The organism is Klebsiella sp. GFKo11 (genome assembly GCF_056490265.1).
The window spans coordinates 2,190,618-2,216,440 of record NZ_CM151369.1 but is presented as its reverse complement, the minus strand read 5'-3'; the positions used below and the strand labels follow the sequence as shown (position 1 = coordinate 2,216,440).

Annotated in this window: 23 protein-coding genes and 1 other annotated feature; of the genes, 11 read left to right on the top strand and 12 right to left on the bottom strand. The window is 54.3% G+C overall.

What is annotated here, in order from left to right:
• Window positions 1–11 precede the first annotated feature (11 nt).
• The gene (gene dacD, locus AC07P6_RS10590; RefSeq protein WP_478316205.1) at window positions 12–1,178 is read right to left on the bottom strand and encodes a serine-type D-Ala-D-Ala carboxypeptidase DacD; all 1,167 of its coding nucleotides are present in this window, start codon (window positions 1,176–1,178) and stop codon (window positions 12–14) included.
• A 180-nt stretch (window positions 1,179–1,358) separates the two neighbouring features.
• Here dacD and sbcB point away from each other — a divergent pair, with 180 nt between their 5' ends.
• A complete protein-coding gene (gene sbcB, locus AC07P6_RS10585) occupies window positions 1,359–2,783 on the top strand; it encodes an exodeoxyribonuclease I (RefSeq protein WP_478316204.1) in 1,425 nt (474 codons plus the stop codon).
• Between the two features lie 104 nt (window positions 2,784–2,887).
• Here the strand turns inward: sbcB and fusA are convergent, their stop codons facing one another.
• Window positions 2,888–4,990: an elongation factor G gene (gene fusA / locus AC07P6_RS10580; RefSeq protein WP_478316202.1), complete on the bottom strand. Its 2,103-nt coding sequence runs from the start codon at window positions 4,988–4,990 to the stop codon at window positions 2,888–2,890.
• Window positions 4,991–5,228: 238 nt separating this feature from the next.
• On the opposite strand from fusA, the gene AC07P6_RS10575 reads away from it, so the two are divergent.
• A complete protein-coding gene (locus tag AC07P6_RS10575; RefSeq protein WP_004103633.1) occupies window positions 5,229–5,540 on the top strand; it encodes an ArsR/SmtB family transcription factor in 312 nt (103 codons plus the stop codon).
• A gap of 163 nt (window positions 5,541–5,703) precedes the next feature.
• Here the strand turns inward: AC07P6_RS10575 and AC07P6_RS10570 are convergent, their stop codons facing one another.
• The 4 genes from AC07P6_RS10570 to AC07P6_RS10555 form a co-directional block, all read right to left on the bottom strand.
• Entirely contained in the window at window positions 5,704–7,062 is a 1,359-nt protein-coding gene (locus AC07P6_RS10570; RefSeq protein ID WP_434662621.1) for an APC family permease, read from the bottom strand.
• Complete coding sequence (gene yoeI, locus AC07P6_RS10565) at window positions 7,052–7,114, bottom strand: membrane protein YoeI (RefSeq protein ID WP_098949253.1); 63 nt, start codon at window positions 7,112–7,114, stop codon at window positions 7,052–7,054. The genes AC07P6_RS10570 and yoeI overlap by 11 nt, the downstream gene beginning before the upstream one ends.
• 235 nt (window positions 7,115–7,349) lie before the next feature.
• Complete coding sequence (locus AC07P6_RS10560; protein WP_434662619.1) at window positions 7,350–8,240, bottom strand: LysR family transcriptional regulator; 891 nt, start codon at window positions 8,238–8,240, stop codon at window positions 7,350–7,352.
• A gap of 39 nt (window positions 8,241–8,279) precedes the next feature.
• Window positions 8,280–9,104 carry an SDR family oxidoreductase gene (locus AC07P6_RS10555; protein WP_110275447.1) on the bottom strand — a complete coding sequence of 275 codons (825 nt, stop codon included), beginning with the start codon at window positions 9,102–9,104 and terminating at the stop codon, window positions 8,280–8,282.
• A 174-nt stretch (window positions 9,105–9,278) separates the two neighbouring features.
• On the opposite strand from AC07P6_RS10555, the gene hisL reads away from it, so the two are divergent.
• The 9 genes from hisL (at window position 9,279) to hisIE (ending at window position 16,515) form a co-directional block, all read left to right on the top strand.
• Window positions 9,279–9,329 (top strand): his operon leader peptide, encoded by a 51-nt coding sequence (gene hisL / locus AC07P6_RS10550; RefSeq protein WP_009654477.1) that lies wholly within the window; start codon window positions 9,279–9,281, stop codon window positions 9,327–9,329.
• Window positions 9,305–9,427: a sequence feature (His leader region), on the top strand. Its footprint overlaps the gene before it by 25 nt.
• Window positions 9,428–9,474: 47 nt before the next feature.
• Complete coding sequence (gene hisG, locus AC07P6_RS10545) at window positions 9,475–10,374, top strand: ATP phosphoribosyltransferase (protein ID WP_110275568.1); 900 nt, start codon at window positions 9,475–9,477, stop codon at window positions 10,372–10,374.
• A gap of 39 nt (window positions 10,375–10,413) precedes the next feature.
• A complete protein-coding gene (gene hisD / locus AC07P6_RS10540) occupies window positions 10,414–11,718 on the top strand; it encodes a histidinol dehydrogenase (RefSeq protein ID WP_478316200.1) in 1,305 nt (434 codons plus the stop codon).
• Window positions 11,715–12,776: a histidinol-phosphate transaminase gene (gene hisC / locus AC07P6_RS10535; protein ID WP_182207282.1), complete on the top strand. Its 1,062-nt coding sequence runs from the start codon at window positions 11,715–11,717 to the stop codon at window positions 12,774–12,776. Before hisD ends, hisC begins: the two co-directional genes overlap by 4 nt.
• Window positions 12,773–13,840 carry a bifunctional histidinol-phosphatase/imidazoleglycerol-phosphate dehydratase HisB gene (gene hisB, locus AC07P6_RS10530; protein WP_182207283.1) on the top strand — a complete coding sequence of 356 codons (1,068 nt, stop codon included), beginning with the start codon at window positions 12,773–12,775 and terminating at the stop codon, window positions 13,838–13,840. The genes hisC and hisB overlap by 4 nt, the downstream gene beginning before the upstream one ends.
• Window positions 13,840–14,430: an imidazole glycerol phosphate synthase subunit HisH gene (gene hisH / locus AC07P6_RS10525; RefSeq protein WP_478316198.1), complete on the top strand. Its 591-nt coding sequence runs from the start codon at window positions 13,840–13,842 to the stop codon at window positions 14,428–14,430. Before hisB ends, hisH begins: the two co-directional genes overlap by 1 nt.
• Window positions 14,430–15,167 (top strand): 1-(5-phosphoribosyl)-5-[(5-phosphoribosylamino)methylideneamino]imidazole-4-carboxamide isomerase, encoded by a 738-nt coding sequence (gene hisA, locus AC07P6_RS10520; RefSeq protein ID WP_112216607.1) that lies wholly within the window; start codon window positions 14,430–14,432, stop codon window positions 15,165–15,167. Before hisH ends, hisA begins: the two co-directional genes overlap by 1 nt.
• Window positions 15,149–15,925: an imidazole glycerol phosphate synthase subunit HisF gene (gene hisF / locus AC07P6_RS10515; RefSeq protein WP_182207286.1), complete on the top strand. Its 777-nt coding sequence runs from the start codon at window positions 15,149–15,151 to the stop codon at window positions 15,923–15,925. Before hisA ends, hisF begins: the two co-directional genes overlap by 19 nt.
• The gene (gene hisIE, locus AC07P6_RS10510; protein ID WP_110275454.1) at window positions 15,919–16,515 is read left to right on the top strand and encodes a bifunctional phosphoribosyl-AMP cyclohydrolase/phosphoribosyl-ATP diphosphatase HisIE; all 597 of its coding nucleotides are present in this window, start codon (window positions 15,919–15,921) and stop codon (window positions 16,513–16,515) included. The genes hisF and hisIE overlap by 7 nt, the downstream gene beginning before the upstream one ends.
• A 41-nt stretch (window positions 16,516–16,556) precedes the next feature.
• On the opposite strand, the gene AC07P6_RS10505 is transcribed toward hisIE, so the two are convergent.
• The 6 genes from AC07P6_RS10505 to wzm form a co-directional block, all read right to left on the bottom strand.
• On the bottom strand, window positions 16,557–17,672 hold the full coding sequence (locus tag AC07P6_RS10505) for a glycosyltransferase family 4 protein (protein WP_478316197.1): 1,116 nt from the start codon (window positions 17,670–17,672) through the stop codon (window positions 16,557–16,559).
• A 9-nt stretch (window positions 17,673–17,681) separates the two neighbouring features.
• Window positions 17,682–18,827 (bottom strand): glycosyltransferase family 4 protein, encoded by a 1,146-nt coding sequence (locus AC07P6_RS10500; RefSeq protein ID WP_304260384.1) that lies wholly within the window; start codon window positions 18,825–18,827, stop codon window positions 17,682–17,684.
• A gap of 65 nt (window positions 18,828–18,892) precedes the next feature.
• Window positions 18,893–22,531 (bottom strand): glycosyltransferase, encoded by a 3,639-nt coding sequence (locus AC07P6_RS10495; protein WP_478316195.1) that lies wholly within the window; start codon window positions 22,529–22,531, stop codon window positions 18,893–18,895.
• A gap of 2 nt (window positions 22,532–22,533) precedes the next feature.
• Window positions 22,534–23,814 (bottom strand): methyltransferase domain-containing protein, encoded by a 1,281-nt coding sequence (locus AC07P6_RS10490; protein WP_182207289.1) that lies wholly within the window; start codon window positions 23,812–23,814, stop codon window positions 22,534–22,536.
• Window positions 23,814–25,028 (bottom strand): O8 family O-antigen export ABC transporter ATP-binding subunit, encoded by a 1,215-nt coding sequence (gene wzt / locus AC07P6_RS10485; protein WP_478316193.1) that lies wholly within the window; start codon window positions 25,026–25,028, stop codon window positions 23,814–23,816. The genes AC07P6_RS10490 and wzt overlap by 1 nt, the downstream gene beginning before the upstream one ends.
• Entirely contained in the window at window positions 25,028–25,822 is a 795-nt protein-coding gene (gene wzm, locus AC07P6_RS10480; protein ID WP_110275459.1) for an O8 family O-antigen export ABC transporter permease subunit, read from the bottom strand. The genes wzt and wzm overlap by 1 nt, the downstream gene beginning before the upstream one ends.
• Window position 25,823: the final 1 nt, after the last annotated feature.

Genomic DNA, 25,823 nt, shown 5'->3' with positions numbered 1-25,823 from the left:
CGGCCGGAGAGTTACAGCTTCTGATGCAGATAATCGCTAAAGCGCGAGAAAACACCGCCCTTGCCGACGCTTTCCAGCGTCACCAGCGGCCAGTGGGCCACCACTTTATCGCCGTCATAAAGCGAAATTTCACCGACCCGCTGATGGGCGGCAATCGGCGCTTCCAGTACTTTTTTATCCAACACATATTTTGCTTTAATGCGCGACACTTCCGACTTCGGCAATGCCAGCCAGAAATCCTGATCGGTGCCCAGCGTTATCTGCTCTTTATCACCATACCAAATACGCTCAACCCCGACCTGTTTGCCGTCCTGCAAAACCTGTACGGTGTCGAAATTTTGCTGACCCCAGTGCAGCAGCTTCGCCGCCTGTTGTTCCCGCCCTTTCGGGCTTTCAGCCCCCATCACCACCGCAATCAGACGGCGCTGACCATCGACCGCCGACGCGATCAGGTTAAATCCCGCCCCGGAAGTATGGCCGGTTTTCAGGCCATCGACGTTCATGGTTTTATCCCATAGCAAGCCATTACGGTTCTGCTGGGTAATGCCGTTCCAGGTCAGGCTTTTCTGGCTGTACATATGATACACGTCCGGCGAGCCGTGAATTATCGCCCGCGAGAGCACGGCCAAATCGTAGGCCGAACTGTGTTGCCCCGGTGCGTCCAGGCCGTGAACGGTTTCGAAGTGGGTATCCTTTAAGTGCAGTTTCTCTACGTAGCTATTCATCAGCGCGACAAACTGTGGCTGACCGCCCGCAACATAGTCCGCCAACGCCACGCAGGCGTCGTTACCAGAGTCAACAATTAGCCCGCGGCTCAAATCACGCACGCTAAGGCGGTCGCCAGGCTTGAGGAACATCAGGGAAGAACCGTCGAATACCGGATTACCCTTGGCCCAGGTATCTTTGCCTACGGTGACGATATCGTCAAAGGTGATACGGTGGCTGTCGATGGCGCGGTCAACCACATAGCCGGTCATGAGTTTGGTCAAACTCGCGGGATTGCGCTGCTGATGCTCGTTACCCGCAGTCAGGATCTGACCGGTGGTGTAATCCATCAGCACCCAGGAACCGGCCTGAATGGAAGGCGGCGTCACGTTGACGGGAAAATCATTGGCGGCAAATGCGCAGGAAACGCTCGCAGCGAGCAAAGTTACAGCAATAAACAAACGGCCTTTCAACGGCATATCCTCTAAATTGACAGATTCGCCGTCCTTTTTACGGAACTTCTCGTTTCATATCAGGGTTTAATTGCAAGAAAATATGACATCTCAGACGATGGGCAAAGCCGATGCCCTTCTGATGGCCCGGTAAATCGTTTACCATGATGGCTGCTCGCCACCAGGGATAATGAACAGATTATGCAAGATAGCGCCAACCAGCCCGGATTTTTGTTTCACGATTACGAGACTTTCGGCACCAGCCCTTCGCTCGACCGACCGTCGCAGTTTGCCGCCATTCGCACCGATGAAGATCTGAACGTTGTCGGTGAACCAGAGGTCTTCTACTGCAAGCTCGCCGATGACTATCTGCCTCAGCCGCAGGCGGTAATGATAACCGGAATAACGCCGCAGGAAGCTATCGCCAAAGGCGACAACGAAGCCGCCTTTGCCCGCCGCATTCACGATCTGTTCACGGTGCCGAAAACCTGTATCGTCGGCTACAACAACGTGCGCTTCGATGACGAAGTGACGCGCAATATCTTTTATCGCAATTTTTACGATCCTTACGCCTGGAGCTGGCAGCACGATAACTCTCGTTGGGATTTGCTGGACGTGATGCGCGCCTGCTATGCACTGCGCCCTGAAGGGATCAACTGGCCGGAAAATGAAGATGGCCTGCCAAGCTTTCGTCTGGAGCATCTGACCGTCGCCAACGGTATCGAGCACAGTAACGCCCACGACGCGATGGCCGACGTTTACGCCACCATTGCGATGGCAAAACTGGTGAAAACCCAGCAGCCGCGCCTGTTTGACTATCTATATAGCTATCGCAACAAACGCAAGCTGGCGACATTGATTGACGTTCCGCAGATCAAACCGCTGGTGCATGTTTCCGGCATGTTTGGCGCGGCTCGCGGCAATACCAGCCTGGTGGCTCCGCTGGCGTGGCATCCGGATAATCGTAATGCGGTGATTATGGTCGACCTGGCCGGGGATATCTCTCCGCTGCTGGAGCTGGATGCCGATACCCTGCGCGAGCGGCTGTATACGCCGAAAAGCGAGTTGGGCGATCTGGCCGCAGTACCGATTAAGCTGGTGCATCTCAATAAGTGCCCGGTGCTGGCGCAGCAAAACACTTTGCGCCCGCAGGATGCCGACCGGTTGGGGATCAATATCCAGCGCTGTCCGGATAACGCCCAGCAGCTACGGGCTAATCCCCAGGTGCGCGAAAAAGTGGTGGCGATTTTTGCCGAAGCGGAGCCTTTTGTGCCGTCCGATAACGTCGATGCCCAGCTGTATAACGGCTTTTTCAGCGATGCCGATCGCGCGGCAATGAAAATCGTGCTTGAGACCGAGCCGCATAACCTGCCGGCGCTGGATATCACCTTCGCCGATAAGCGTATTGAGCGTCTGTTGTTCAACTATCGTGCACGCAATTTCCCAGGCACGCTGGATGAAGCCGAGCAGCAGCGCTGGCTGGAGCATCGTCGTGAGGTGTTTACGCCAGAGTTTTTACAGGCCTATGCCGATGAGCTGCAGATGCTGTATCAACAGCATGCGGATGATAAAGAGAAGCTGGCGCAGCTGAAGGCGCTGTGGCAGTACGCGCAGGAGATTGTTTGATTGGGAGAAATTCCCGGAGGCGGCGCTTGACGCGCCTGTCCGGGCTACTCGTCTGATAGATGGTAGCCCGGACAGATGCGCAGCATCGCCTCCGGGAAGGTTATTTAGCCTTTGGCACGGCTGGCGATAATCGCCTCTGCCACATTGTGCGGGGCTTGTGCGTAGTGGTGGAACTCCATGCTGTAAGTCGCCCGGCCCTGAGACATCGAACGCAGCGTGGTGGAATAACCAAACATTTCGGCGAGCGGCACGTCGGCGCGGATAATCTGGCTGCCGAACCGCTCTTCCATCCCCTGCACCATCCCGCGACGGGAAGAGAGATCGCCCATAATGTTACCGGCGTAATCTTCCGGCGTTTCCACTTCCACATGCATCACCGGTTCAAGAATCACCGGATCCGCTCTGCGCGCCCCTTCCTTGAAGCCGAAAATCGCCGCCATGCGGAAGGCCATTTCCGAAGAGTCGACATCGTGATACGAACCAAAGGTCAGGGTCGCTTTGATATCCACCACCGGATAGCCCGCCAGCACGCCGGAGCCCAGCGCTTCGCGCAGCCCTTTTTCCACTGAAGGAATGTACTCACGCGGCACCACGCCGCCTTTGGTGGCATCTTCAAAAACGAAACCGCTACCCGGCTCCAGCGGTTCAAGGGTTAGTACCACATGACCGTACTGCCCTTTACCACCGGACTGGCGGACGAACTTACCCTCCACCTCTTTCACCGTTTTGCGGATCGTTTCGCGATACGTTACCTGCGGACGACCAATATTCGCCTCGACGCCAAACTCACGCTTCATGCGGTCGACGATGATCTCCAGATGCAGTTCGCCCATCCCGGAAATGATTGTCTGCCCGGACTCTTCGTCAGTATGCAGACGGAACGACGGATCTTCCGCCGCCAGCCGCTGCAGCGCGATGCCCATTTTCTCCTGATCGGCTTTGGTTTTCGGTTCAATCGCCAGCGAAATCACCGGTTCCGGAAACTCCATTCGTTCCAGAGTAATCACCGCGTTCGGGTCGCACAGCGTGTCGCCGGTAGTGACATCCTTCAGGCCGACGCAGGCGGCAATATCCCCGGCGTGCAGCTCATCGACCTCATGGCGATCGTTGGCCTGCATCAGCACGATTCGTCCGATACGCTCTTTCTTCTCTTTCACCGGGTTCCACACCGCATCACCTTTTTTCAAGGTTCCGGAATAGACACGGATAAAGGTCAACTGGCCGACGTAGGGGTCGGTCATCAGCTTGAAGGCCAGCGCCGAGAACGGCTCGTCGTCGCTCGGGTGACGCTCAGCGGGCTCTCCTTTCTCATCAATGCCCTGAATCGCCGGAATATCCAGCGGCGATGGCATCAGCTCAACCACCGCATCGAGCATCCGCTGGACGCCTTTGTTTTTGAACGCGCTACCGCACAGTACCGCCTGAATTTCGCCTTTCACGGTGCGCTGACGAAGCCCGGCGACGATTTCATCCTCGCTCAAATCGCCGGTTTCCAGATATTTGTCCATCAGTTCATCGCTGGCTTCCGCCGCTGCCGAGACCATTTTCTCCCGCCATAGCCGGGCGGTTTCCAGCAGGTCGTCGGGTACCGGCGCATAGCTGAAAGTCATGCCCTGGGTGGCGTCATCCCACAAAATCGCGCGCATCTTGATGAGGTCCACCACGCCGGCGAAGTGCTCTTCAGCACCAACCGGAATAACAACAGGCACCGGATTGGCCTTCAGGCGGTCGGTCATCATCTGCACCACGCGGAAAAAATCCGCACCGGGGCGGTCCATCTTGTTGACGAAAGCCAGCCGGGGGACATGGTATTTATTCGCCTGCCGCCAGACGGTTTCCGACTGTGGCTGCACGCCACCAACGGAGTCGTAAACCATCACCGCGCCGTCCAGTACACGCATGGATCGTTCCACTTCGATGGTGAAATCCACGTGCCCGGGGGTGTCGATAATGTTAATCCGGTGCGGCTCGAAGCTGCGGTCCATACCGGGCCAGAAGCAACTCACCGCCGCAGAAGTAATGGTTATCCCGCGCTCCTGCTCCTGCGCCATCCAGTCGGTGGTTGCCGCGCCATCGTGTACTTCCCCCAGCTTGTGGCTCATCCCGGTATAAAACAGAATGCGCTCGGTGGTGGTGGTTTTGCCGGCATCGATATGCGCGGAGATACCGATGTTGCGATAACGTTCGAGGGGGATGGGTCGGGGCATGATGCGTCCTTAGTCATTTTGACTGTCAGTAAGCGGCCGGAATTGGCCGCGATTCATTTAACGCTATCTATCATAGTACAACTGTACGAGTATATTCGAACTATTTTTGCTATCGTTACTATTGGTGAAGCTGCGACGACGCGCGTGGCTTTAAAAAAGCAGTTTGGGTATATTACCGGCCAGCCGCCGATACGGGCTGCTGCTCGCGGAGCAGCACAACCGCCGACACAGGAATATTATGATCGCCAATCACCCCGAACGTGAACAAATCCGCCTAGAAAATGTCCTTTTTGCCCTCGGTAACCCGCTACGACTTGAGATTATCCGCATCCTTGCCGACGGCAGCGAGCAGAGCTGTAATGCTCTGCGCCATGAAGATGTGGCCAAGTCGACCATGACCCACCACTGGCGCGTCCTGCGTGATAGCGGCGTGATTTGGCAACGGCCTCAAGGGCGGGAGAATTTGATTTCGCTGCGCCGGGAAGATTTAGACGCGCGCTTTCCTGGATTGCTGGATACGCTGCTTAAGGTGATGCAGCAAGAGAAGTAAACCGTCCGCATTTCTGCCGTATCTCCCGGAGGTGATGCTGCGCATCTGTCCGGGCTACCAGACCGCAGAAACCCGTGGCGCCAGCCGCCACCGGGGAATCAGCGAATGCCAGATACAAAAAAGCCGGAGGTTTCCCTCCGGCTTTTCTCATCACATTGTGTGATTAAGCAACGTCTTCGTACTGCGGTACCGGGTTGCGGAAGCTTTTAGTTACGCAGGCCAAGTAGAGCAGACCAATACCGCCCCAGATCAGGCCGAGAACCATTGAGCTCTCTTCTAAGTTGATCCACAGTGCGCCAACGGTCAGCGCGCCGCACACCGGCAGGAACAGGTAGTTAAAGTGGTCTTTCAGCGTCTTGTTGCGTTTTTCACGGATCCAGAACTGTGAGATCACCGACAGGTTAACGAAGGTGAACGCCACCAGCGCACCAAAGTTAATCAGCGCCGTCGCCGTCACCAGGTCGAATTTAATCGCCAGCAGGGCAATCACGCCAACCAGCAGTACGTTCCATGCCGGGGTACGCCATTTCGGATGAACATAACCGAAGAAACGGCTTGGGAATACGCCATCGCGGCCCATCACGTACATCAGACGAGAAACGCCCGCGTGCGCGGCCATGCCGGATGCCAGTACGGTGACGCTGGAGAAAATCAGCACGCCCCACTGGAATGTTTTGCCCGCCACGTACAGCATGATTTCTGGCTGCGACGCATCCGGATCTTTAAAGCGCGAGATATCCGGGAAGTACAGTTGCAGGAAGTAGGACGCCCCGATAAAGATCAGGCCGCCAATCAGCGCGGTCAGGAAGATAGCTTTCGGGATCACGCGCTCTGCATCTTTGGTTTCTTCAGACAGAGAAGAGATACCGTCAAAGCCGAGGAACGAGAAGCACAGGATCGTCGCACCGGTAATCATCGGCACTACGTGCGCGCCTTCAGACCAGAACGGACGGGTGCTGGTCAGCGTACCCGCGCCTTCACCGTGCGCAACACCGTAGATAATCATCCCAACAATCACCGCCACGATACCCATCTGCAGGATAACGATCAGCGTGTTGAAATTCGCCACGGTCTTAATGCTGCGCAGGTTCGAAGCGGTCATAAAGGCCACCAACCCGACAACGAAGATCCACGATGGTACGGAAGGCACCAGCGCTTCAAAGTAAATTTTCGCCAGCAGAATATTGATCATCGGCATGAACAGGTAGTCCAACAGCGATGACCAGCCAACCATAAAGCCGACAGCCGGGCTAATGGATTTCTGTGCGTAGGTGTAAGCGGAACCCGCTGACGGGAAACGGCGAACCAGTTTACCGTAGCTTAGTGCCGTGAAGAGAATGGCGATCAGCGCGAAGGCGTAGGCCGTCGCAACGTGACCATCAGTCAATCCAGAGACGATACCAAACGTATCGAACAGCGTCATTGGCTGCATATAGGCCAGGCCCATCATAACAACCGGAATCAACGTAAGCGTTTTACGTAATTCCACGCGAGAGGTTTTTGGAGTAGCGTTATGCGACATAGTTATCCCCTTTTACGGCGAATGCCAGCGCGTAAGCAAAAAATTGCCCCATTTCTTTGTATTCCTCAGCGACAACCACTGTCGGTTTTTAGTAAATATCTATCCGGTACGAAGCCCGGCCTCTTGGTATTGAATGATGTGTCTTTCAACCAAAAAAATAACCGACACTTTAAAAAAGCGTCGGCCAGTTTCTGATTTTCAGGACGCGTATTTTGCAACAACTACTGGCACGATGACAAGATGTTGCAAGGCCAAAAAATGGCGGCAATTATTTAAAAGCCTAATATTCATACGATTTTAGTATTATAGATGTTACGGATAGCACTATTTGCTAATACCTCGTTTCGCCACCATTCGCCTGCCGGTCCACAGGCATCTTCATTCCAGCCAATCCAGGCACGATTTAAAGGCCCAGGAACCGTCGCTGTTATTATCTTTAACTCACCGCTCTCTAATAACGCCTGTACCTGGAATAGCGGCAAATAGCCCCATCCCAGTCCAGAGCAAAGTAAGGCCAGCTGACTGGCGATATCGAAAACCGTCAGGCTGTCCGGACTATCCCCTTGTGGCCAGGGGTTAACGGTCACAATAGCGCGATGGCGTCGCAGCGTCCGCCAGCTCAACGGTTCAGGGGTATGGGCAAGCGGATGCAGTGGTGAAACGACAAACACCTGTTCCAGCGTCCCTAGCGAGCTAAAGCCGTAACCGCTTAACGCCGGCGGTTCGCTCAGCGCGCCGAGCACCAGATCCGCCTCTCCGTCCACCAGCGTTTGCCAGGCCGACGAGGCTATGTCACGGCGAAAATGCAGGCGAGTGACGTTATGCAGGCGGTAAAACGAGGTGATTAACGGGGCCAGTAGAAAGAAAGGAAAGGCGTTATCGACGGCCAGCACCAGCGCATTTTCCCAGCCCTGATGCAGCTTAATAGCCTGTTTTTCCAGTTCACGGGCGGTATGCAGCACGTCGCGCCCCTTTTCCAGCAGCATCTGTCCGGTTCGGGTAAAACGCGCCCGGTGGCCGCTGCGGTCAAGGAGCTGAATATTGAGGTCGCTTTCCAGCTTATGGATGGTGTAGCTCAGCGCCGAGGGCGTTTTATAGAGCTTTGCCGAGGCGGCGGCAAAGCTGCCCTCTTTTTCGAGGGCATCAAGAATGACGAGCACATCCAGCAGTGGTTTCATCGTCGTCCCCCTTACGGTACGCGATTCACCGCTGGCGGATTACTCCATCGGCATTACCAGCGGATCGGGGTACTGGTATTCAAACCCCAGTTCGTAGCAAATACGGTTACCATCAACGATCTTGCCTGCGCCGTTTTCCGGATTATCACTAAATATAGGCTCAGGAAGCCCCAGCTCGCGGGCCATTTGCGGATAAAAAACGCCGCGCGCAGGGTGCTTAGGCGCACATATATTATAGATGTGCCCGCCCTTCGGGGCCTGCAATAACAGTTCAATGGCGGCAATCACATCCTGGAGATGCACCAGATTGACGCCGTGCTGGCCGTCCGGCGCGGATTTCCCGGCAAAGAAGCGCCCCGGATGACGGGACGGCCCCACCAGCCCGGCGAGGCGCAAAATATCCACCGAGGTGCCGGGAAGATTATGCAGCCAGTCCTCCAGCTCTTTCAGCACCCTGCCGCTGGCGGTTTGCGGGTCGCGCGGAGAGCTCTCTTTCAGCGTGCCGCTGGCGTTGCCATAAACGGAAGTTGAGCTGGTAAAAATGATCCGCGGCACGTGATGGGCCAACGCGGTATCGACGATTTCCTGGACCGCCTGAAGGTAAAAATCCTCCCCCGGTCCGGTACGGCGCGCCGGTAAGGTGATCACCAGCGCATCAACATTCATTAATGCATCCAGGTCGTCGGTATCGCAGACCAGCTGCGGCTCCAGACGTAAAGGATAGCCGTCGATGCCGCACATCCGCGCCGCCTCCACGCCATCTTGCGTGGTCTTACTGCCGGTCACCTGCCATCCACGCGACATCAACGACAGCGCAAGCGGCATACCCAGCCATCCCAAACCTACGATCGCGACCTTTTTCATCCCCTTGCTCCTGACTTTTCGCTGTACTGACTTAAGGCTACGCCAGCCAGTGGCAACTGACAATTTCTTCGGTCAATATGAAATGAATTAATGATAGAAAAAAGCCCTTGCTTTATGCGAGTAAAGTGGTTTAGGTTAAAGGCATCAAATGCATAGTCATTCACAGAGAATTTTATGAACAGCGTTCAATTTAAAAACCACCATCATCACCATCATCCTGACTAGTCTTTCAGGCGATGTGTGCTGGAAGACGTTTGGATCTTCCAGTGGTGCATGAACGCAAAGAGAGCCCCCGGAAGATTCACTTCCGGGGGCTTTTTTTTGGACCGAATTCGGACAGATTCAGACAAGGTTACAGAGGAAAATAAGAATGTTAGACAACAGCCGTTTACGCATAGCTATTCAGAAATCAGGGCGTTTAAGTGAAGATTCACGCGAATTACTCAGCCGCTGCGGCATCAAAGTGAATTTGCACACCCAGCGCCTGATTGCGATGGCGGAAAATATGCCAATCGACATTCTGCGCGTGCGTGATGACGATATCCCGGGCCTCATCATGGATGGCGTGGTCGATTTGGGGATTATCGGCGAAAACGTGCTGGAAGAAGAGCTGCTGAGCCGCCGCGCTCAGGGCGAAGATCCGCGCTACTTCACCCTGCGCCGTCTCGATTTCGGCGGCTGCCGCCTGTCGCTGGCGACTCCGGCAGATGAAAAATGGGACGGCCCGGCTGCGCTTGACGGTAAACGCATCGCCACCTCCTACCCGCACCTGCTGAAGCGTTACCTTGACCAAAAAGGCATCTCGTTCAAATCCTGCCTGCTGAACGGCTCGGTTGAAGTGGCCCCGCGCGCTGGCCTCGCCGACGCCATTTGCGACCTGGTGTCTACCGGCGCGACCCTCGAAGCGAACGGCCTGCGTGAAGTGGAAGTCATGTTCCGCTCTAAAGCCTGTCTGATCCAGCGCGACGGCGAGATGGCAGATAGCAAACAGCAGCTGATTGACCGCTTGCTGACCCGTATTCAGGGCGTAATTCAGGCCCGCGAGTCGAAATACATCATGATGCACGCCCCGACCGAGCGTCTGGAAGAAGTGGTGGCCCTGCTGCCGGGCGCCGAACGTCCAACCATTCTGCCGCTGGCTGGCGACAAGCAGCGCGTGGCAATGCACATGGTAAGCAGCGAAACCCTGTTCTGGGAAACCATGGAAAAACTGAAAGCGCTGGGTGCCAGCTCCATTCTGGTGCTGCCGATTGAGAAGATGATGGAGTAATCCGACAGGTCGGTAACGGGACAAACAGGGGAAACAATCATGAGCTTCAACACAATCATCGACTGGAACGGCCGTAGCGCAGAACAACAGCAACAACTCTTAATGCGCCCGGCGATTTCCGCCTCCGAAAGCATCAGCAAAACGGTGTCGGAGATCCTTAGCAATGTGAAAAGCAACGGCGATGCGGCCCTGCGCGAGTACAGCGCAAAGTTCGATAAGACCGATGTCAAGGCGCTGAAGGTCAGTGAAGAAGAGATTGCCGCCGCCGGTGCGCGCCTGAGCGACGAGCTCAAGCAGGCGATGGCCGTGGCAGTTAAGAACGTCGAAACCTTTCATAACGCGCAAAAACTTCAGGCCGTTGATGTCGAAACCATGCCGGGCGTACGCTGCCAGCAGGTGACCCGCCCTATCGCCTCCGTCGGCTTATATATTCCCGGTGGCTCTGCGCCGCTGTTTTCAACGGTACTGATGCTGGCGACGCCTGCGCGCATCGCCGGTTGCCAGCAGGTTGTTCTGTGCTCGCCGCCGCCGATTGCCGATGAAATCCTCTATGCCGCCCAGCTGTGCGGCGTGCGCAATATCTTTAACGTCGGCGGCGCGCAGGCGATTGCTGCCCTGGCGTTCGGCACCGAGTCGGTCGCCAAAGTCGATAAAATCTTTGGTCCAGGCAACGCCTTCGTTACCGAAGCCAAGCGCCAGGTGAGCCAGCGTCTTGACGGCGCGGCGATCGACATGCCCGCCGGACCGTCAGAAGTGCTGGTCATCGCCGATAGCGGTGCGACCCCGGACTTTGTCGCCTCTGACCTGCTTTCGCAGGCGGAGCACGGCCCGGATTCGCAGGTGATTCTACTGACGCCGGACGCCGATATGGGCACGCGCGTCGCCGAAGCCGTCGAGCGCCAGTTGGCTGCGCTACCGCGTGCGGAAACTGCCCGTGAAGCGCTCTCTGCCAGCCGGATTATCGTGGCTCGCGATATCGCCCAGTGCGTTGAGATTTCCAACCAGTACGGTCCGGAACACCTGATTATTCAGACCCGCAACGCCCGTGAGCTGGTCGACGGCATCACCAGCGCTGGTTCCGTGTTCCTTGGTGACTGGTCGCCGGAATCCGCAGGCGATTACGCCTCCGGTACCAACCACGTATTGCCGACCTACGGCTACACCGCGACCTGCTCCAGCCTTGGCCTTGCGGATTTCCAGAAACGCATGACCGTGCAGGAGCTGTCGCGCGAAGGGTTTGCCGCCCTCGCCGCCACCATTGAGACTCTGGCCGCCGCCGAGCGCCTGGACGCCCACAAAAACGCCGTTACGCTGCGCGTTGCAGCCCTTAAGGAGCAAGCATGAGCATCGAAGATTTAGCCCGCGCCAACGTCCGCGCGCTGACGCCGTATCAATCTGCTCGCCGTCTGGGCGGAAAAGGCGATGTCTGGCTGAACGCCAACGAATTCCCCACGGCGGTAGAGTTTCAGCTAACCGAGCAAACGCTGAACCGCTACCCGGAACCGCAACCGAAAGCAGTGATTGAACGCTACGCACAGTACGCGGGCGTGAAGCCGGAACAGGTGCTGGTCAGCCGCGGCGCAGATGAAGGTATCGAACTGCTGATCCGCGCCTTCTGTGAACCAGGCCAGGATGCGGTACTCTACTGCCCGCCGACCTACGGTATGTATAGCGTCAGCGCGGAAACCATCGGCGTGACCTGCCGCACGGTGCCGACGCTCGCCGACTGGCAGCTGGATCTGCCGGGTATCGCGGCAAATCTCGACGGTGTGAAAGTGGTGTTTGTTTGCAGCCCAAACAACCCAACCGGGCAGATTATCAACCCGAAAGATTTCCGCACCCTGCTGGAGATGGCGCGTGGTAAAGCTATCGTGGTGGCGGATGAAGCCTATATTGAGTTCTGCCCGCAAGCGACGCTGGCAACCTGGCTAAACGAATATCCGCACCTGGTGGTCCTGCGCACGCTGTCCAAAGCATTCGCGCTGGCTGGACTGCGCTGTGGCTTTACCCTCGCCAACGCCGAAGTGATTAACGTGCTGATGAAGGTGATCGCCCCCTATCCGCTCTCCACGCCGGTCGCCGATATCGCCGCCCAGGCGCTCAGCGCCGAAGGAATTGCCGCAATGCGGGCACGCGTGGCGCAGATCCTCGACGAGCGCGATTATCTGGTCAGCCAGTTGCGCAACATCGCCTGCGTTGAAGAAGTGTTCGACTCCGAGACTAACTACGTTCTGGCGCGGATTACCGCTTCCAGCGCGGTGTTTAAATCTTTGTGGGATCAGGGCATTATCTTACGTGACCAGAATAAACAACCTTCATTAAGCGGCTGTTTGCGTATCACTATCGGTACCCGTGCAGAGAGCCAGCGCGTCATTGACGCTTTGACTGCGGAGAATGTATGACCCAGAAGTTTCTCTTTATTGACCGTGACGGTACGCTGATTTCCGAGCCACCGGTTGATTTCCAGGTAGATCGCTTTGATAAGCTGGCCTTTGAGCCGCAGGTAATCCCGGCCCTGCTGAAGCTGCAGCAGGAAGGCTACAAGCTGGTGATGATCACCAACCAGGACGGTCTGGGGACCGCCAGCCTACCGCAGGACGAGTTCGACGGTCCGCACAACCTGATGATGCAGATTTTCACCTCGCAGGGCGTCAACTTTGACGAAGTGCTGATTTGTCCGCACCTGCCGGCCGATAACTGCGACTGCCGCAAGCCGAAAACTAAGCTGGTGCTGCCGTGGCTGGCAGAAGGCGTGATGGATACCGCCCACAGCTACGTGATCGGCGACCGCGAGACCGATATCCAGCTGGCGGATAACATGGGCATTATCGGCCTGCGCTATGACCGCGAAAAGCTGGATTGGCCAACCATTTGCGAACAGCTGACCCGCCGCGACCGCTATGCCCACGTCGAGCGCAACACCAAGGAGACGCAGGTTGATGTGAAAGTGTGGCTGGACCGCGAAGGCGGCAGCAAAATTCACACCGGCGTCGGCTTCTTCGATCATATGCTCGATCAAATCGCCACCCACGGCGGATTCCGCCTGGAAATCAACGTTGGCGGCGACCTCTATATCGACGATCACCATACCGTGGAAGATACTGGCCTCGCGCTGGGCGAAGCGCTGAAGCTGGCGCTGGGTGACAAACGCGGCATCGGTCGTTTCGGTTTTGTGCTGCCGATGGACGAATGCCTGGCCCGCTGCGCGCTGGATATCTCCGGTCGCCCGCACCTTGAATACCGCGCCGACTTTACCTATCAGCGCGTTGGCGACCTGAGCACCGAGATGGTTGAACACTTCTTCCGCTCGCTCTCCTACACCATGGCGGTCACCCTGCACCTGAAAACCAAGGGTAAAAACGACCATCACCGCGTGGAGAGCCTGTTTAAAGCCTTTGGCCGCACGCTGCGCCAGGCGATTCGCGTCCAGGGCGACACGCTGCCGTCTTCGAAAGGGGTATTGTGATGAACGTGGTGATCCTCGATACCGGCTGCGCCAACCTCAATTCGGTGAAATCGGCGGTAAGCCGCCACGGCTATGAGCCGCTGGTTAGCCGTGACCCGGATGTGGTGCTGCGCGCCGATAAACTGTTCCTTCCCGGCGTCGGTACTGCTCAGGCGGCGATGGACCAGCTGCGCGAGCGCGATTTAATCGAACTTATCAAAGCCTGCACTCAGCCGGTGCTGGGGATCTGCCTCGGCATGCAGCTGCTGGGTACACGCAGCGAAGAGAATAACGGCGTCGATTTATTGGGCATCATCGAGCAGGATGTGCCGAAAATGACCGACCATGGCCTGCCGCTGCCGCATATGGGCTGGAATCAGGTGTATGCCAAAGCAGGCGACCGTCTGTTTCGCGGTATTGAGGACGGGGCATATTTCTATTTCGTCCACAGTTACGCGATGCCGGTTAACGCCAATACCATCGCCCAGTGCAGCTACGCCGAGGCCTTCACCGCAGCAGTGCAGAAAGATAACTTTTTTGGTGTGCAGTTCCACCCAGAACGCTCCGGCAGCGCCGGGGCGCAGCTGCTGAAAAACTTCCTGGAGATGTGATGATCATTCCTGCGTTAGATTTAATTGACGGCACGGTTGTCCGTCTCCATCAGGGCGATTACGGCCAGCAGCGCGACTACGGCAACGATCCGCTGCCGCGCCTGCAATCCTATGCGGCGCAAGGGGCCGAAGTGTTACACCTGGTCGACCTGACCGGTGCAAAAGATCCGGCGAAGCGCCAGATCCCCTTACTGAAAACGTTAGTTGCCGGAGTCAATGTACCGGTGCAAGTTGGCGGCGGCGTGCGCACGGAAGAAGACGTGGCCGCCCTGCTTGAAGCGGGCGTGGCGCGCGTGGTGGTAGGCTCGACGGCGGTGAAATCGCCGGAAGTGGTCAAAGGCTGGTTTAAACGTTTTGGCCCACAGCACCTGGTGCTGGCGCTGGACGTGCGCATCGACGCCGAAGGTAATAAGCAGGTGGCGGTTAGCGGCTGGCAGGAAAATTCCGGCGTCACGCTGGAAGAGCTGGTGGAAAGCTATCAATCCGTCGGCCTGCAGCACGTCCTGTGTACCGATATTTCCCGCGACGGGACGCTGGCCGGGTCAAACGTCTCGCTGTATGAAGAAGTTTGCGCTCGCTATCCACAGGTGGCGTTTCAGTCCTCCGGCGGCATTGGCGATCTCAATGATATCGCCGCGCTGCGCGGTACCGGAGTGCGCGGGGTGATTGTCGGCCGCGCGCTGCTGGAAGGTAAATTCAACGTAACGGAGGCCATTCAATGCTGGCAAAACGGATAATCCCCTGCCTCGACGTTCGCGATGGCCAGGTAGTGAAAGGCGTGCAGTTCCGTAATCACGAAATCATCGGCGATATCGTCCCGCTGGCGAAACGCTATGCCGACGAGGGCGCAGATGAGCTGGTGTTCTACGATATCACCGCCTCCAGCGATGGCCGCGTGGTGGACAAAAGCTGGGTGTCACGCGTCGCGGAAGTGATCGACATTCCGTTCTGCGTGGCTGGCGGCATTAAGTCGCTGGAAGAGGCGGCACAAATCCTCTCCTTCGGCGCGGATAAAATCTCTATCAACTCACCTGCCCTCGCGGATCCGACGTTGATTACCCGCCTCGCCGACCGTTTCGGCGTGCAGTGTATTGTAGTGGGCATTGATACCTGGTTTGACGCCGATAGCGGTAAGTATCACGTCAATCAGTATACCGGCGATGAGAGCCGCACGCGGGTGACACAGTGGGAAACGCTGGACTGGGTGCAGGAAGTGCAGAAGCGCGGGGCCGGGGAGATTGTCCTCAACATGATGAACCAGGACGGCGTGCGTAACGGCTACGACCTGGAACAGTTAAGCAAGGTACGCGCCGTGTGCCATGTTCCGCTGATCGCTTCCGGCGGCGCGGGCACCATGGAGCACTTCCTGGAAGCCTTCCGCGACGCCAACGTCGACGGTGCGCTGGCCGCCTCGGTGTTCCATAAGCAAATTATCAATATTGGTGAACTGAAAACGTACCTGGCAGCACAGGGCGTGGAGATTAGGGTATGTTAACTGAACAGCTGGATTGGCAAAAAACCGACGGTCTGATGCCGGTCATCGTGCAGCACGCCGTTTCCGGCGAAGTGCTGATGCTGGGTTATATGAACCAGGAAGCGCTGGCGAAAACCGAAGAAACCGGCAAGGTAACTTTCTATTCACGGACCAAGCAGCGTTTGTGGACCAAGGGGGAAACGTCAGGCAATTTCCTTAACGTGGTCAGCATCACCCCGGATTGCGATAACGACACCCTGCTGGTACTGGTGAATCCGATTGGCCCGACCTGCCATAAAGGCACCTCAAGCTGCTTCGGCGATACCGGCCACCAGTGGCTGTTCTTGTATCAGCTGGAGCAGCTGTTAGCGGAACGCAAACACGCTGATCCTGAAAGCTCCTATACCGCGAAGCTCTATGCCAGCGGTACCAAGCGTATTGCGCAGAAAGTGGGAGAAGAAGGTGTGGAAACCGCGCTGGCCGCAACGGTGCATGACAAGTTCGAGCTGAAGAATGAAGCGTCGGATTTGATGTATCACCTGCTGGTGCTGCTGCAGGATCAGGAGTTGAACTTGACGGATGTGATTAATAATCTGAAGAGTCGTCACTGATGCTGTTTGCCCCCGCTAAAGCGGGGGCGAAACGCTGAAGTTCAGGATTTCTTTTCCAGCAGTGTGTTGTAGAGATTAACGTAGGCATCAATCATATGTTCTGCGGTAAACATCTCCTCGAAGCGGCGGCGCGAATTTGCGCCATAGCGCGCAGCCGTTTCATCACTGTTCCACAACTCGTTCATCGCCTCAACCAACGCCGCGCTATCATCAGGTGGGATGACGCAGCCGTTGACCTTATCCTGATTGATAAACGAAGTTCCGGTACCAATCTCACAAGAGATCAGCGGGCGGGCGAAGCGCGCACCTTCCAGCAAGGTAATGCCAAAAGCTTCTGAACGCAGGTGGGAAGGGAAAACCACCCCGCGACAAAGTTGGAAGAGAATATATTTATCCTCATCATTCAGGGTGCCGGTAAAGACCACGTTGCTCAGGCCGCGCCGCTCCGCCTCCCGGCGAACCTCCGCTTCAAGCGGGCCGCCGCCGACAATCACGATTGGCAGTTGGCTACGTTCGGCGGCATCCAGCAGAATATGCAATCCTTTGTAATAACGGAATGCGCCAACAAACAGGAAAAAGCTATCGCCAACTTTCTCACGCCAGTAGGCCACGCGCTGAGGGTTATGCTGTATAGCTTTTTGCTCAAGGCCAAAAGGGATCACCACCGTTTTATCCAGGTACTTTTGCAACGTCTGGCTGGACGCCACATAGTTAGGTGAAGATGCCACAATACAGTCCACGCTGGAGAGAAATTGCTCCTGCAATGGCTGATATAATTTCATTAACCGCTTTTGTTTCACAATATCGGAATGATAGGTGACGACCGTTTTCGCTTTTGGATGCCCCATAAGATGCAGCATATCCATAAATGGAAACGGAAAGTGGTAGTTAATAATATCGTAGTTATCTTTAATTTTATTAAATCGCTTTAACGCGCTCAGGGAAAATGGCGTAGAGGCGATTTCAATTAATTGCTTATTATAGATAACCTGGTGCTCTTCATAAGCCACAGGCCCGGTATTTTTATCTGGTGAAAAGGTAAATACGTCGGCAGCGATTCCCCGGCGTGCGCTGCCCTGGCACAACTGATAAATGACCTGTTCAATACCACCGTAGGTATTCGGATAATAGGTCTTATAGACGTGTAAAACTCTCAACTTGCACCCTTAGAGTAATTTATAGGCATTGATCGTCTGGGCCGTACAGGTTTCCCACGAAAACTGTTGTGCCTGAATAAAACCGCGCGCTACTGCTATCTCCCGCCAGTATTCATCCTGCAGACTTTGCAAAATATGAGCGCTTATCGCATCTACATCATTAGGGTCCGATAGCAACCCCGCATCTCCGGCAACTTCAGGTAATGAGGTGACATTGGAGCATACTACCGGAATACCGCAAGACATTGCTTCAAGAATAGGTAATCCGAATCCTTCATAAAATGAAGGATAAATAAAAGTTCTGGCTGCTGCATATAAATACGGGAGATCGCTATCCGGTACATATCCCAAATACCGTATCCATCCTTCACGGGTTCCACGCTCAACAATTTGCCACAGCGCATCGTCTTCCCACCCGCGGTAACCGCTAAGGATCAGTGGGTAGCGCACACGCGTCTCCATTGGCAGAAGTTGATAGGCCTGCAATAAACCACGAATATTTTTCCGTGGTTCCATAGTGCCGATATAAAGCGCATAGCGCTGCCACTCCAGCTGATATTTCTGCAGTACTGGCAAGCACTCAGCCGGACTGCGTGGAATATAGTCACTGCTACAGGCAAGCCGGGTCGTCACAATCCGTTCAGCGGGGTAATTAAACAGCCGAATAATTTCACTGCGGGAGAAGTCAGACACGGTCAAAATCAGCTTTGCCGATGCCAGACTTTCACGTAGTGACTTTTCCATATAACGTACCCGCTCTTTGGGATGAAACTCAGGGCGGGTAAATATAGAAATATCATGGAAGGTGGTTACCGCTCGCTCCAGTTGATGCGGCAGATAAAAATTAGGGCCATGATAAATATAGTCTTTATAATCGCGCAAAGCCCATGCCTGACGACGAGGGTGTAATATACGGTAGGCTTCAATAAATAATGGCTGGCGACGTAAAAAAGCCGATAGCTTACCGTGGTTACTGGCCTTAGTATCCGTCTTATTTTCTACCTGCGGAATGCTATCAATAAATGAAGAACCGTGAAATAGCTTAAGTTCTTCAATTTCGCTGGCAAGCGCAAGTCGTTTTACCAGTTCAAGAGAATAACGACCAATACCCGTTAGTGGGTATTTAATTGGCTCAGTTGCAAATATAATTTTCATAATGAATGGCACATCATTAAGCAGGCATCCCCTGCATTAAAAGGCAAAAAATGCAGGGGACTATTTTATTTAAAATATTTAGCTTTTGCTAAGCCTTGACACATATTAACCAGGCGACGGGATACGGCGTGGTAATCATGCTGTTCCCGCCAGGCATCAGCGCGTTTCTGAGTACTGAGCGCCCAGGTATCCTGCTGACGAATAGACTGCAGAATGCGGTCAATTCCCTGACTGATATCATCCAGGCCGCAGCCATCAAATTTAAAGACGGCATCGTCCAGATCATCAAATATCGCCAGCGGCGTGACGGCAACAGGCTTTTGCGTCGCCATACCGTAGCGTACCGCGCCGCTCGCTGACTCACCGGTATTCTGATAGGCAAAAATCAGCAGGTCAGCTTCTGAGAGCAAGCGCAGACTTTCATCATCAGGTAGAAAATCATTATGCATCTCAACCAGATCCGTTACGCCAAGACGCTGAGCCGCTGCTTTCAATTCAGCCACCAGGTCACGCGATTCTCCTACCGGATATTCGGCATTCACCAACCGTAAACGAACCGGCTTTCCAGCCTGCTTCAACCGATGAACGGATTCAACCAGCTCCATCAACCCCTTATGCGGTAAACAAAAACCGTAGCTGGCGATTAATGGTAATGTCTGCGGTTTGTTCTGAACAACCGAAGCCGAATAATTAATGACCCCATGAGGGAACAAGGCGACGTTATCGGTCAGACCCAGCCCTTTTAGACGGTTCATATCGGCAATGGAATGCACCAGCAACCGATCGCACAGCGCCAGCGCATCTGCCATTTCAGCAAGGCGGAAGTTCCACGTTGGCTCTTTTTGCGGATCCACCGTCGAATGCATCGCCATAACCACGACGCGTCCGGCATCATGCTGATGACGAATAAACGCAGCCAGTTCACGATGATTAAAGAAACCGTAGTTGAACTGAATCACAATCACGTCAAGGCGCAGCGCATCAATTTGTTGCTGGAGATTTCCCAGATAGTTGTTCTCTTTACCGACTATCCAGTTGCGCAGCACAAAGTCTTCATCAGGATTAACCAACTCTTCGGCGCTGACCTGGGGAGCAAAAATCACATCCGCACCCTGCGGCGCGCTTTCCACTAAATGCTGAGAATAGGTCGCGATGCCGCACTTCGTATTCCAGGTAGTCAACCAGCCGATCCGCGCCCGGTGCTGAGCAATATCAATGTGCGCTCGCAAGGTTTTAACCGCCTGCTGAGAGCGCTGCGCAACTGCCGCCCACGTAAATTGAGACAAAATGAGCTGACGCCCGACATCAGCCATTTTGCGCAGCACGGGTTTGTCCGTTGCAGCGGCTTGCTTCAGGGCAGCGGTTAAATTATCGATGTCTACACTGGCCCAGGTGGAAGCAAACAGTCCAAAATGCGTTTTTACCCGCGTAAACTGATAGTCCACCAGCCAGGAATTTTGTGAATTCACAAAATCAAGCTGACCGCTCCAGTTGGTCACAATCGCCGGTAGCCCGCTAAGCATCGCTTCAGCAATAGGCAGACCAAAACCTTCTGCGCAACCCGGCGCAACCAGCACATCGCAGCTTTCGTAAAGGCCTTTCAGCTCGCTGGCCGACATATCCGCTTTGATCACTTCAACTGCTGGATAGTCAGCAAACTCGCTTTGCGCCTGCGCAAGCCAGGCGTCGATTTCGTTATGCGGATTGTCGAAGGTTTTAATGATAAGGGAAACGTTATCGCGACGGGTAAACGCCCTGCCCCAGGCCTGCAGCATCGCCTGAACGCCCTTACGTGGAAAACATGAAGAAACATGCAGGAAACGGAACGTGCCATCTTCGTTCTTATTTCCGGGTTTTGTTGGCGTATTCAGCCAATGATCGCAGCCGTTGCCGACCACAAAGGCCGGTACGTTTAGCCCATTGTCGATCAATACTTTTCGCACGTGCTCTGAAGTACACAGAACGCCATCCAGTTCACGGTTGAATTCACCGATCCATGGCTGGGGAAAACCGGTTTCTTCCCAGGCATAGCAGTGAAGAAGTTTAACCCGGGCATTCATATCAGCAACGCGCGGTGGGTAGATATTTCGGCTGAGGATATCAACCTTTTCCCCAGCCTTAACAGCGCGGCATTTATTATAAAAATTAAGCAGATCGCTATTTTCCGCCTGCGCCATAAACGCCGCATCGGGGGCGAAATCTCCGGGCCCTTCCGTCGAATGCAGTAGCACATCCACGCCATCCCCTGCCAGCGCACGGGCAAACTCACGGTTCACCAGCGCCAGGCTGTATGAACTGTCGAAAGGCCCCTCTACGCGCCAGTTTAGCGCGTCATCATCAAGCTGATAGAGTTCAGTCGTCTTCAGGTTGTAATCGATAGCCGTCGCGCATAAACGCAAATCACGATCTTCCGCTTGCCCCTGACTGATAGCGAGGATCCGCTGCACCAGCGACTCTGGGGACGACGGAACACCGTTTTTTTCTTCCGCTACGATTTTCTCAAAAGCTTCCAGAGCGGTAACAGCAGCCTTATCCCATGAGAAATTCCCCGCCTGCTGCTGCGCCAGTTCTTTCACCCGCGCCAGGAAATGAGTATCCGTCAGGCATTGAGTTATCTTTTTACGAATGGAGGTAACGGAATAAGGGTCAAACAGCGCATCGGGATTGCCGATAACTTCAGGAATGCTGGTAACGTTTGAGCCAATCGCCGGAGCGCCGCAGGACATCGCTTCCAGCACGGGCAGGCCAAAACCTTCATGCAATGAGGCAAAGATAAACAGCTTACACAACCTGTAGAGCTGAATCAGTTCGTTTTCCGGCACATAGCCGGTCAGCACCAGTTCACCCTGCTGCAGGCCATTGCCGGAAGCCAGGGACTCAAGATACTGACGATCGCCAATTGAAAGTTTACTGACGATTACCAGTTGGTGTGCGCGACGTAAATCGTCGCTGAGCCCGGCATAGGCCTCAATCAGTCGTTTAAAGTTTTTACGCGAGTCGAACCCGCCCGGCGCATACAGGACAAACTCGCGCTGGATACCGTAGTGGCCCAATACCGTCTCTTTTTCACTCGCGCTAACGTCTGCCGCACAGAACTGCGGATCCGCCGCTGCGGCGATGTTCTGCACATGCTCGCCCTGCAGATGCAGGTGCTCGATTGCTTCCTGCGCGGTGTAACCTGAGTTAGTCAGCAGAAGATCGGCGTTTTTTAACCATTCTACTTTCTGCAAATAATAGGGCTTGTAAATATCGTCCAGCAGGTAGGTTTCTGCCTGTACCAGGGGAATCAGATCGTGGTGCAGTACCGCCACTTTGTAGCGACGGCTAAACTTGTGCACCGAGGTGACAGCGTCGTCGACGTGCCCTTCAAACAGGCTGGTAATGAAAACCACATCCGGACGCAGCCCTTCAAGAAAAGCTTCCCGCATCAGCTCAGCGCTTTCCCGGCGCCATTCGTTACCTCTGTCCATCGCCCGGACCGGCCCCGCGGCATGCCAGATAACAATATTTTCTGGCGGCAGAAGATCGGCGAACAGCGCCTTCACATCGGCGATGGATTCCCCGAGCATGGCGGACAAAGCAATGAAAACTTCATGTTGGCTATTATTTCTAATGATCGCTCTGGCGATGGAAACACTATAACGACCGATGCCACGAAAGCGGCTTTCCGTCTGCGCGCCTTGTAAGTCAATGACGATACGCATCGTTATTTCTCCGTATTTTTATTTTTTAATTCGTTATAAATACTCAGCGCGCGACTTGTCATTTCTTCAGTATCTACATCATATCTTCTGGACTGCGCCATCATCATCGGGTCCGACGAAACCAGCATCACGCGCTGGAACAGGCGCTGGAGCAATTGATAGCTACCGGTTTTCCGGAGGATCTTAAACAGATACACCTTCGACCTGGGATAGCGATGGAAAAAGACCAACGAGAACGCCATCCCTTTGCGCAATATTTTTCTTGCCGCGCGCCGGGAACGAACCTTAATGCCTTCCTGGCGCAACAACTGACGCTGGAATGAGAGCCAGCGCAGCGGCTGGGTGATTCTCCACGAGCGGCTGTTATGTAAATCAGTAACCTGCTGATTAAGCTGGTGGTTATGCGCCACAAGTTGGTTGAGTTCGCCCACCTGGCTCTGCAGGAGCTGAATGCCCTGCGCCATTTCACCTATTTTTCGGGCGTACGATTGCTCAAGTGCTTCCAGTTGCGCAGCAGAAGCCTCAAGTTGTTCACCCAAAATAGCATCGTATCGGTCACTTAAAGCATCCAGCGTCAGGCCGTATTGTTGGGTAAACAATGGCTCGAAGCTGGCGAGAAGCTCAGGCTGCGCATCTTTCTGCGCAATGATGCTGTAATCCGGGCTGACGCCTTTGAGGACATCAACCAGCCTAACCGATGCATTAGCAGCTTTCAGGGCATCTTTTTCCTGCAGACGCACGGTTATCGCGCGATTAAAGCCGTAGTGAATAGGCAGAAACTCCAGCAACGGCGGCGGCAGCGGATGGTGATGAGTCGGGTCCATATAGAATGAACAGGATCCGACGCTCAGGTTTTCCGGGTTCGGCGTTTCAAGAATCAGCAAGCCGCCGGGCTTCAACACACGTAGAGTGTGCTTGACGAGCTGCTGCAAAACCTCAAAAGGCAGGTGTTCAGCAATATGGAAACCGGTCAGTGCGATTAGACTTTCGTCTTCCTGCTGCTCAAGGAACTGCAGGCAGTCCATTTTCTGCACATTCAGCCCGGCTTCCTGAGCGCGCGCCAGCATACCGTCATCAAGGTCAACGCCAACGTTAGCGATAGCGTTTTCATTGAGGATCTCCAGCCATTCTCCGCGGCCGCAGCCAATATCGGCAATCATCCCATCTGGATAGCACGCTTTCAGACGCGTCAAAAAGGGCAAATAAAAACTCAGGCGGCCCTTAATATCTTCGACCGAACCTCTGTGTCGTTCTTCAAATGAACGATAAAACGACGAACCCATTAAGAAATCTCCAGTTCAGGCGGCAGCCAGGACACACCGACAAACTCTTTCTGATCTGTATTCACGACGTTGAATACCACAGCCAGATCGCGCCACTCGTAGTTTTTGCCCAGATGGGTACTTGAAGTATGCAACGCAACGGCAACGGAATAGGAGCCAACGCCCAGGTTAGCGTCGAAAGAGAACAAGAATGAGCGTTTTTCCCTTTTTTTCAAGGAGGTAAGAGCCTGATTAAGATGATGCGTATTGGTCCCAAAGATAGGTTGCCCCAGGCGATCCTTAATCATGTAACCAACAACCAGTTCAGGAATATCTTTCTCAACCTGGACACTCACCTGCAGGTGAACGCGTTGCCCTACCGCAGCGAATTCAGTCACATTCCGTTGTTCATCCAGTAGGTTCACTTCCGAAATGGTCACTTCGCCAGTGCCGGAAACAGTTTGCGTTTTACCGTTATGCTCGACTTGTTTGATGGACTGATTTTGCTTGTCCGCCAGCAGCGCATTGTAATAATCCATGACGGCTTCCGGCTCGCCTTCCATCTCAATACGGCCTTTATTCAATAAAATGGCGCGATCGCATATGCTTTGGATAGCCTGCTTATCATGGGATACCAGCAAAAGCGTGGTCCCTTCCTTGCGAAATTTACGAATGCGTTCGAAACTTTTATGCTGGAAATAGGCATCGCCAACGGATAAAGCTTCATCAATAATCAGCACATCCGGGCGAATAGCCGTCGCTACGCTAAAGGCCAGACGCACCTGCATGCCGCTTGAATAAACGCGTACCGGCTGGTCGATATAGTCGCCAATTTCGGCAAACTCTTCGATCTCAGGCATCAACTCAGTAATTTTTTCTGACGACAGCCCCAGCAGTTGCCCGGACATATAGACGTTTTGTCGACCGGTAAAATCGGAGTGAAACCCCATCCCTAACTCCAGTAGCGCCGCAACGCGCCCGGAGATTTCAATATTTCCGGTCGTCGGTCTGGACGTTCCGGTAATCAGCTTCAGGAGAGTGCTTTTACCCGCGCCGTTTATCCCGATGATCCCAACCGCCTCGCCGGGAGCGACTTCAAAGTTGATGTCGCTCAGGATCCATTTCAGGTTATGGCGTTTAGTGTTAAAAGGAGATAACCATTCAATCAGTCTGCCGGTTTTTGAGTGATACTGGCGATAGGCCTTACCAACATTATTTACTCTGATATCGCTCATTATAATTCATCCACCATATCTGCCGCATGCTTGCGGAACATCCTGAAGCCGATGACGCAGAAAATAATGGCAAGAGCCAGTACCGGCCATAACGAATACCAGTTGGGCGCCTGATGGTAGGCAAATATTGACTGATATGACTGCATGACGCGCGTCATCGGATTATACAGCAGCAGATTTTTCGCCCATCCCGGTAATGAATTAAGCACGTAGACGATAGGCGTAAACCAGAACCAGAACTGGAGCGCGACGCCCACAAGTTGACCGACATCGCGGAAAAAGACGTTCATGACGCCTAATACCATGCCTAAACCACCAGCAAATAGTACCTGCAGCAGTAAAACCGGTATTACTGAAAAGAATAACCAGCCGGGAAAATTACCGGTGACAATAATAAAAATCAAAAACAGGCTGAAGATAATCGCGAAATTAAGAATCGCCGATAAGGTAACAATAATCGGCAGGCAAATTTTCGGAAAGCTAAGCTTTTTAATCAGGTTGGCGTTGTTAATAAACACGCTCTGCCCTTTATCCAGCATCTCCGTAAATAACCCCCAGGTCAGCACGCCAGAACAGAGATAAATACTGTAGGCAAACGGACCGGTGTTATCCGGCATCCTGGCTTTCATCACTTCGGAAAAGACAAGGGTGTAAACCAGAATCATTGAGAGCGGCTGTAAAACCAGCCATAGCGCGCCCAACATGCTGGTTTGGTAGCGCGCCTGAAAATCGCGCTTAACGCTGCTCCAGATAAATCCCCGATAACGATAAATCGTCGTGAACAATTCTCTCACC

Excerpts from the sequence above, each read along its gene's own strand:
- AC07P6_RS10575 (WP_004103633.1), top strand. The coding sequence starts at position 5,229 with ATGATCGCCAATCACCCCGAACGTGAACAAATCCGCCTAGAAAATGTC.
- wzt (WP_478316193.1), bottom strand. The coding sequence starts at position 25,028 with ATGAGCGATATCAGAGTAAATAATGTTGGTAAGGCCTATCGCCAGTAT.
- AC07P6_RS10490 (WP_182207289.1), bottom strand. The coding sequence starts at position 23,814 with ATGGGTTCGTCGTTTTATCGTTCATTTGAAGAACGACACAGAGGTTCG.
- hisF (WP_182207286.1), top strand. The coding sequence starts at position 15,149 with ATGCTGGCAAAACGGATAATCCCCTGCCTCGACGTTCGCGATGGCCAG.
- hisD (WP_478316200.1), top strand. The coding sequence starts at position 10,414 with ATGAGCTTCAACACAATCATCGACTGGAACGGCCGTAGCGCAGAACAA.
- sbcB (WP_478316204.1), top strand. The coding sequence starts at position 1,359 with ATGCAAGATAGCGCCAACCAGCCCGGATTTTTGTTTCACGATTACGAG.
- AC07P6_RS10495 (WP_478316195.1), bottom strand. The coding sequence starts at position 22,531 with ATGCGTATCGTCATTGACTTACAAGGCGCGCAGACGGAAAGCCGCTTT.
- hisH (WP_478316198.1), top strand. The coding sequence starts at position 13,840 with ATGAACGTGGTGATCCTCGATACCGGCTGCGCCAACCTCAATTCGGTG.
- hisA (WP_112216607.1), top strand. The coding sequence starts at position 14,430 with ATGATCATTCCTGCGTTAGATTTAATTGACGGCACGGTTGTCCGTCTC.
- hisIE (WP_110275454.1), top strand. The coding sequence starts at position 15,919 with ATGTTAACTGAACAGCTGGATTGGCAAAAAACCGACGGTCTGATGCCG.
- hisB (WP_182207283.1), top strand. The coding sequence starts at position 12,773 with ATGACCCAGAAGTTTCTCTTTATTGACCGTGACGGTACGCTGATTTCC.
- hisC (WP_182207282.1), top strand. The coding sequence starts at position 11,715 with ATGAGCATCGAAGATTTAGCCCGCGCCAACGTCCGCGCGCTGACGCCG.
- AC07P6_RS10500 (WP_304260384.1), bottom strand. The coding sequence starts at position 18,827 with ATGAAAATTATATTTGCAACTGAGCCAATTAAATACCCACTAACGGGT.
- fusA (WP_478316202.1), bottom strand. The coding sequence starts at position 4,990 with ATGCCCCGACCCATCCCCCTCGAACGTTATCGCAACATCGGTATCTCC.
- AC07P6_RS10570 (WP_434662621.1), bottom strand. The coding sequence starts at position 7,062 with ATGTCGCATAACGCTACTCCAAAAACCTCTCGCGTGGAATTACGTAAA.
- hisG (WP_110275568.1), top strand. The coding sequence starts at position 9,475 with ATGTTAGACAACAGCCGTTTACGCATAGCTATTCAGAAATCAGGGCGT.
- AC07P6_RS10555 (WP_110275447.1), bottom strand. The coding sequence starts at position 9,104 with ATGAAAAAGGTCGCGATCGTAGGTTTGGGATGGCTGGGTATGCCGCTT.
- AC07P6_RS10560 (WP_434662619.1), bottom strand. The coding sequence starts at position 8,240 with ATGAAACCACTGCTGGATGTGCTCGTCATTCTTGATGCCCTCGAAAAA.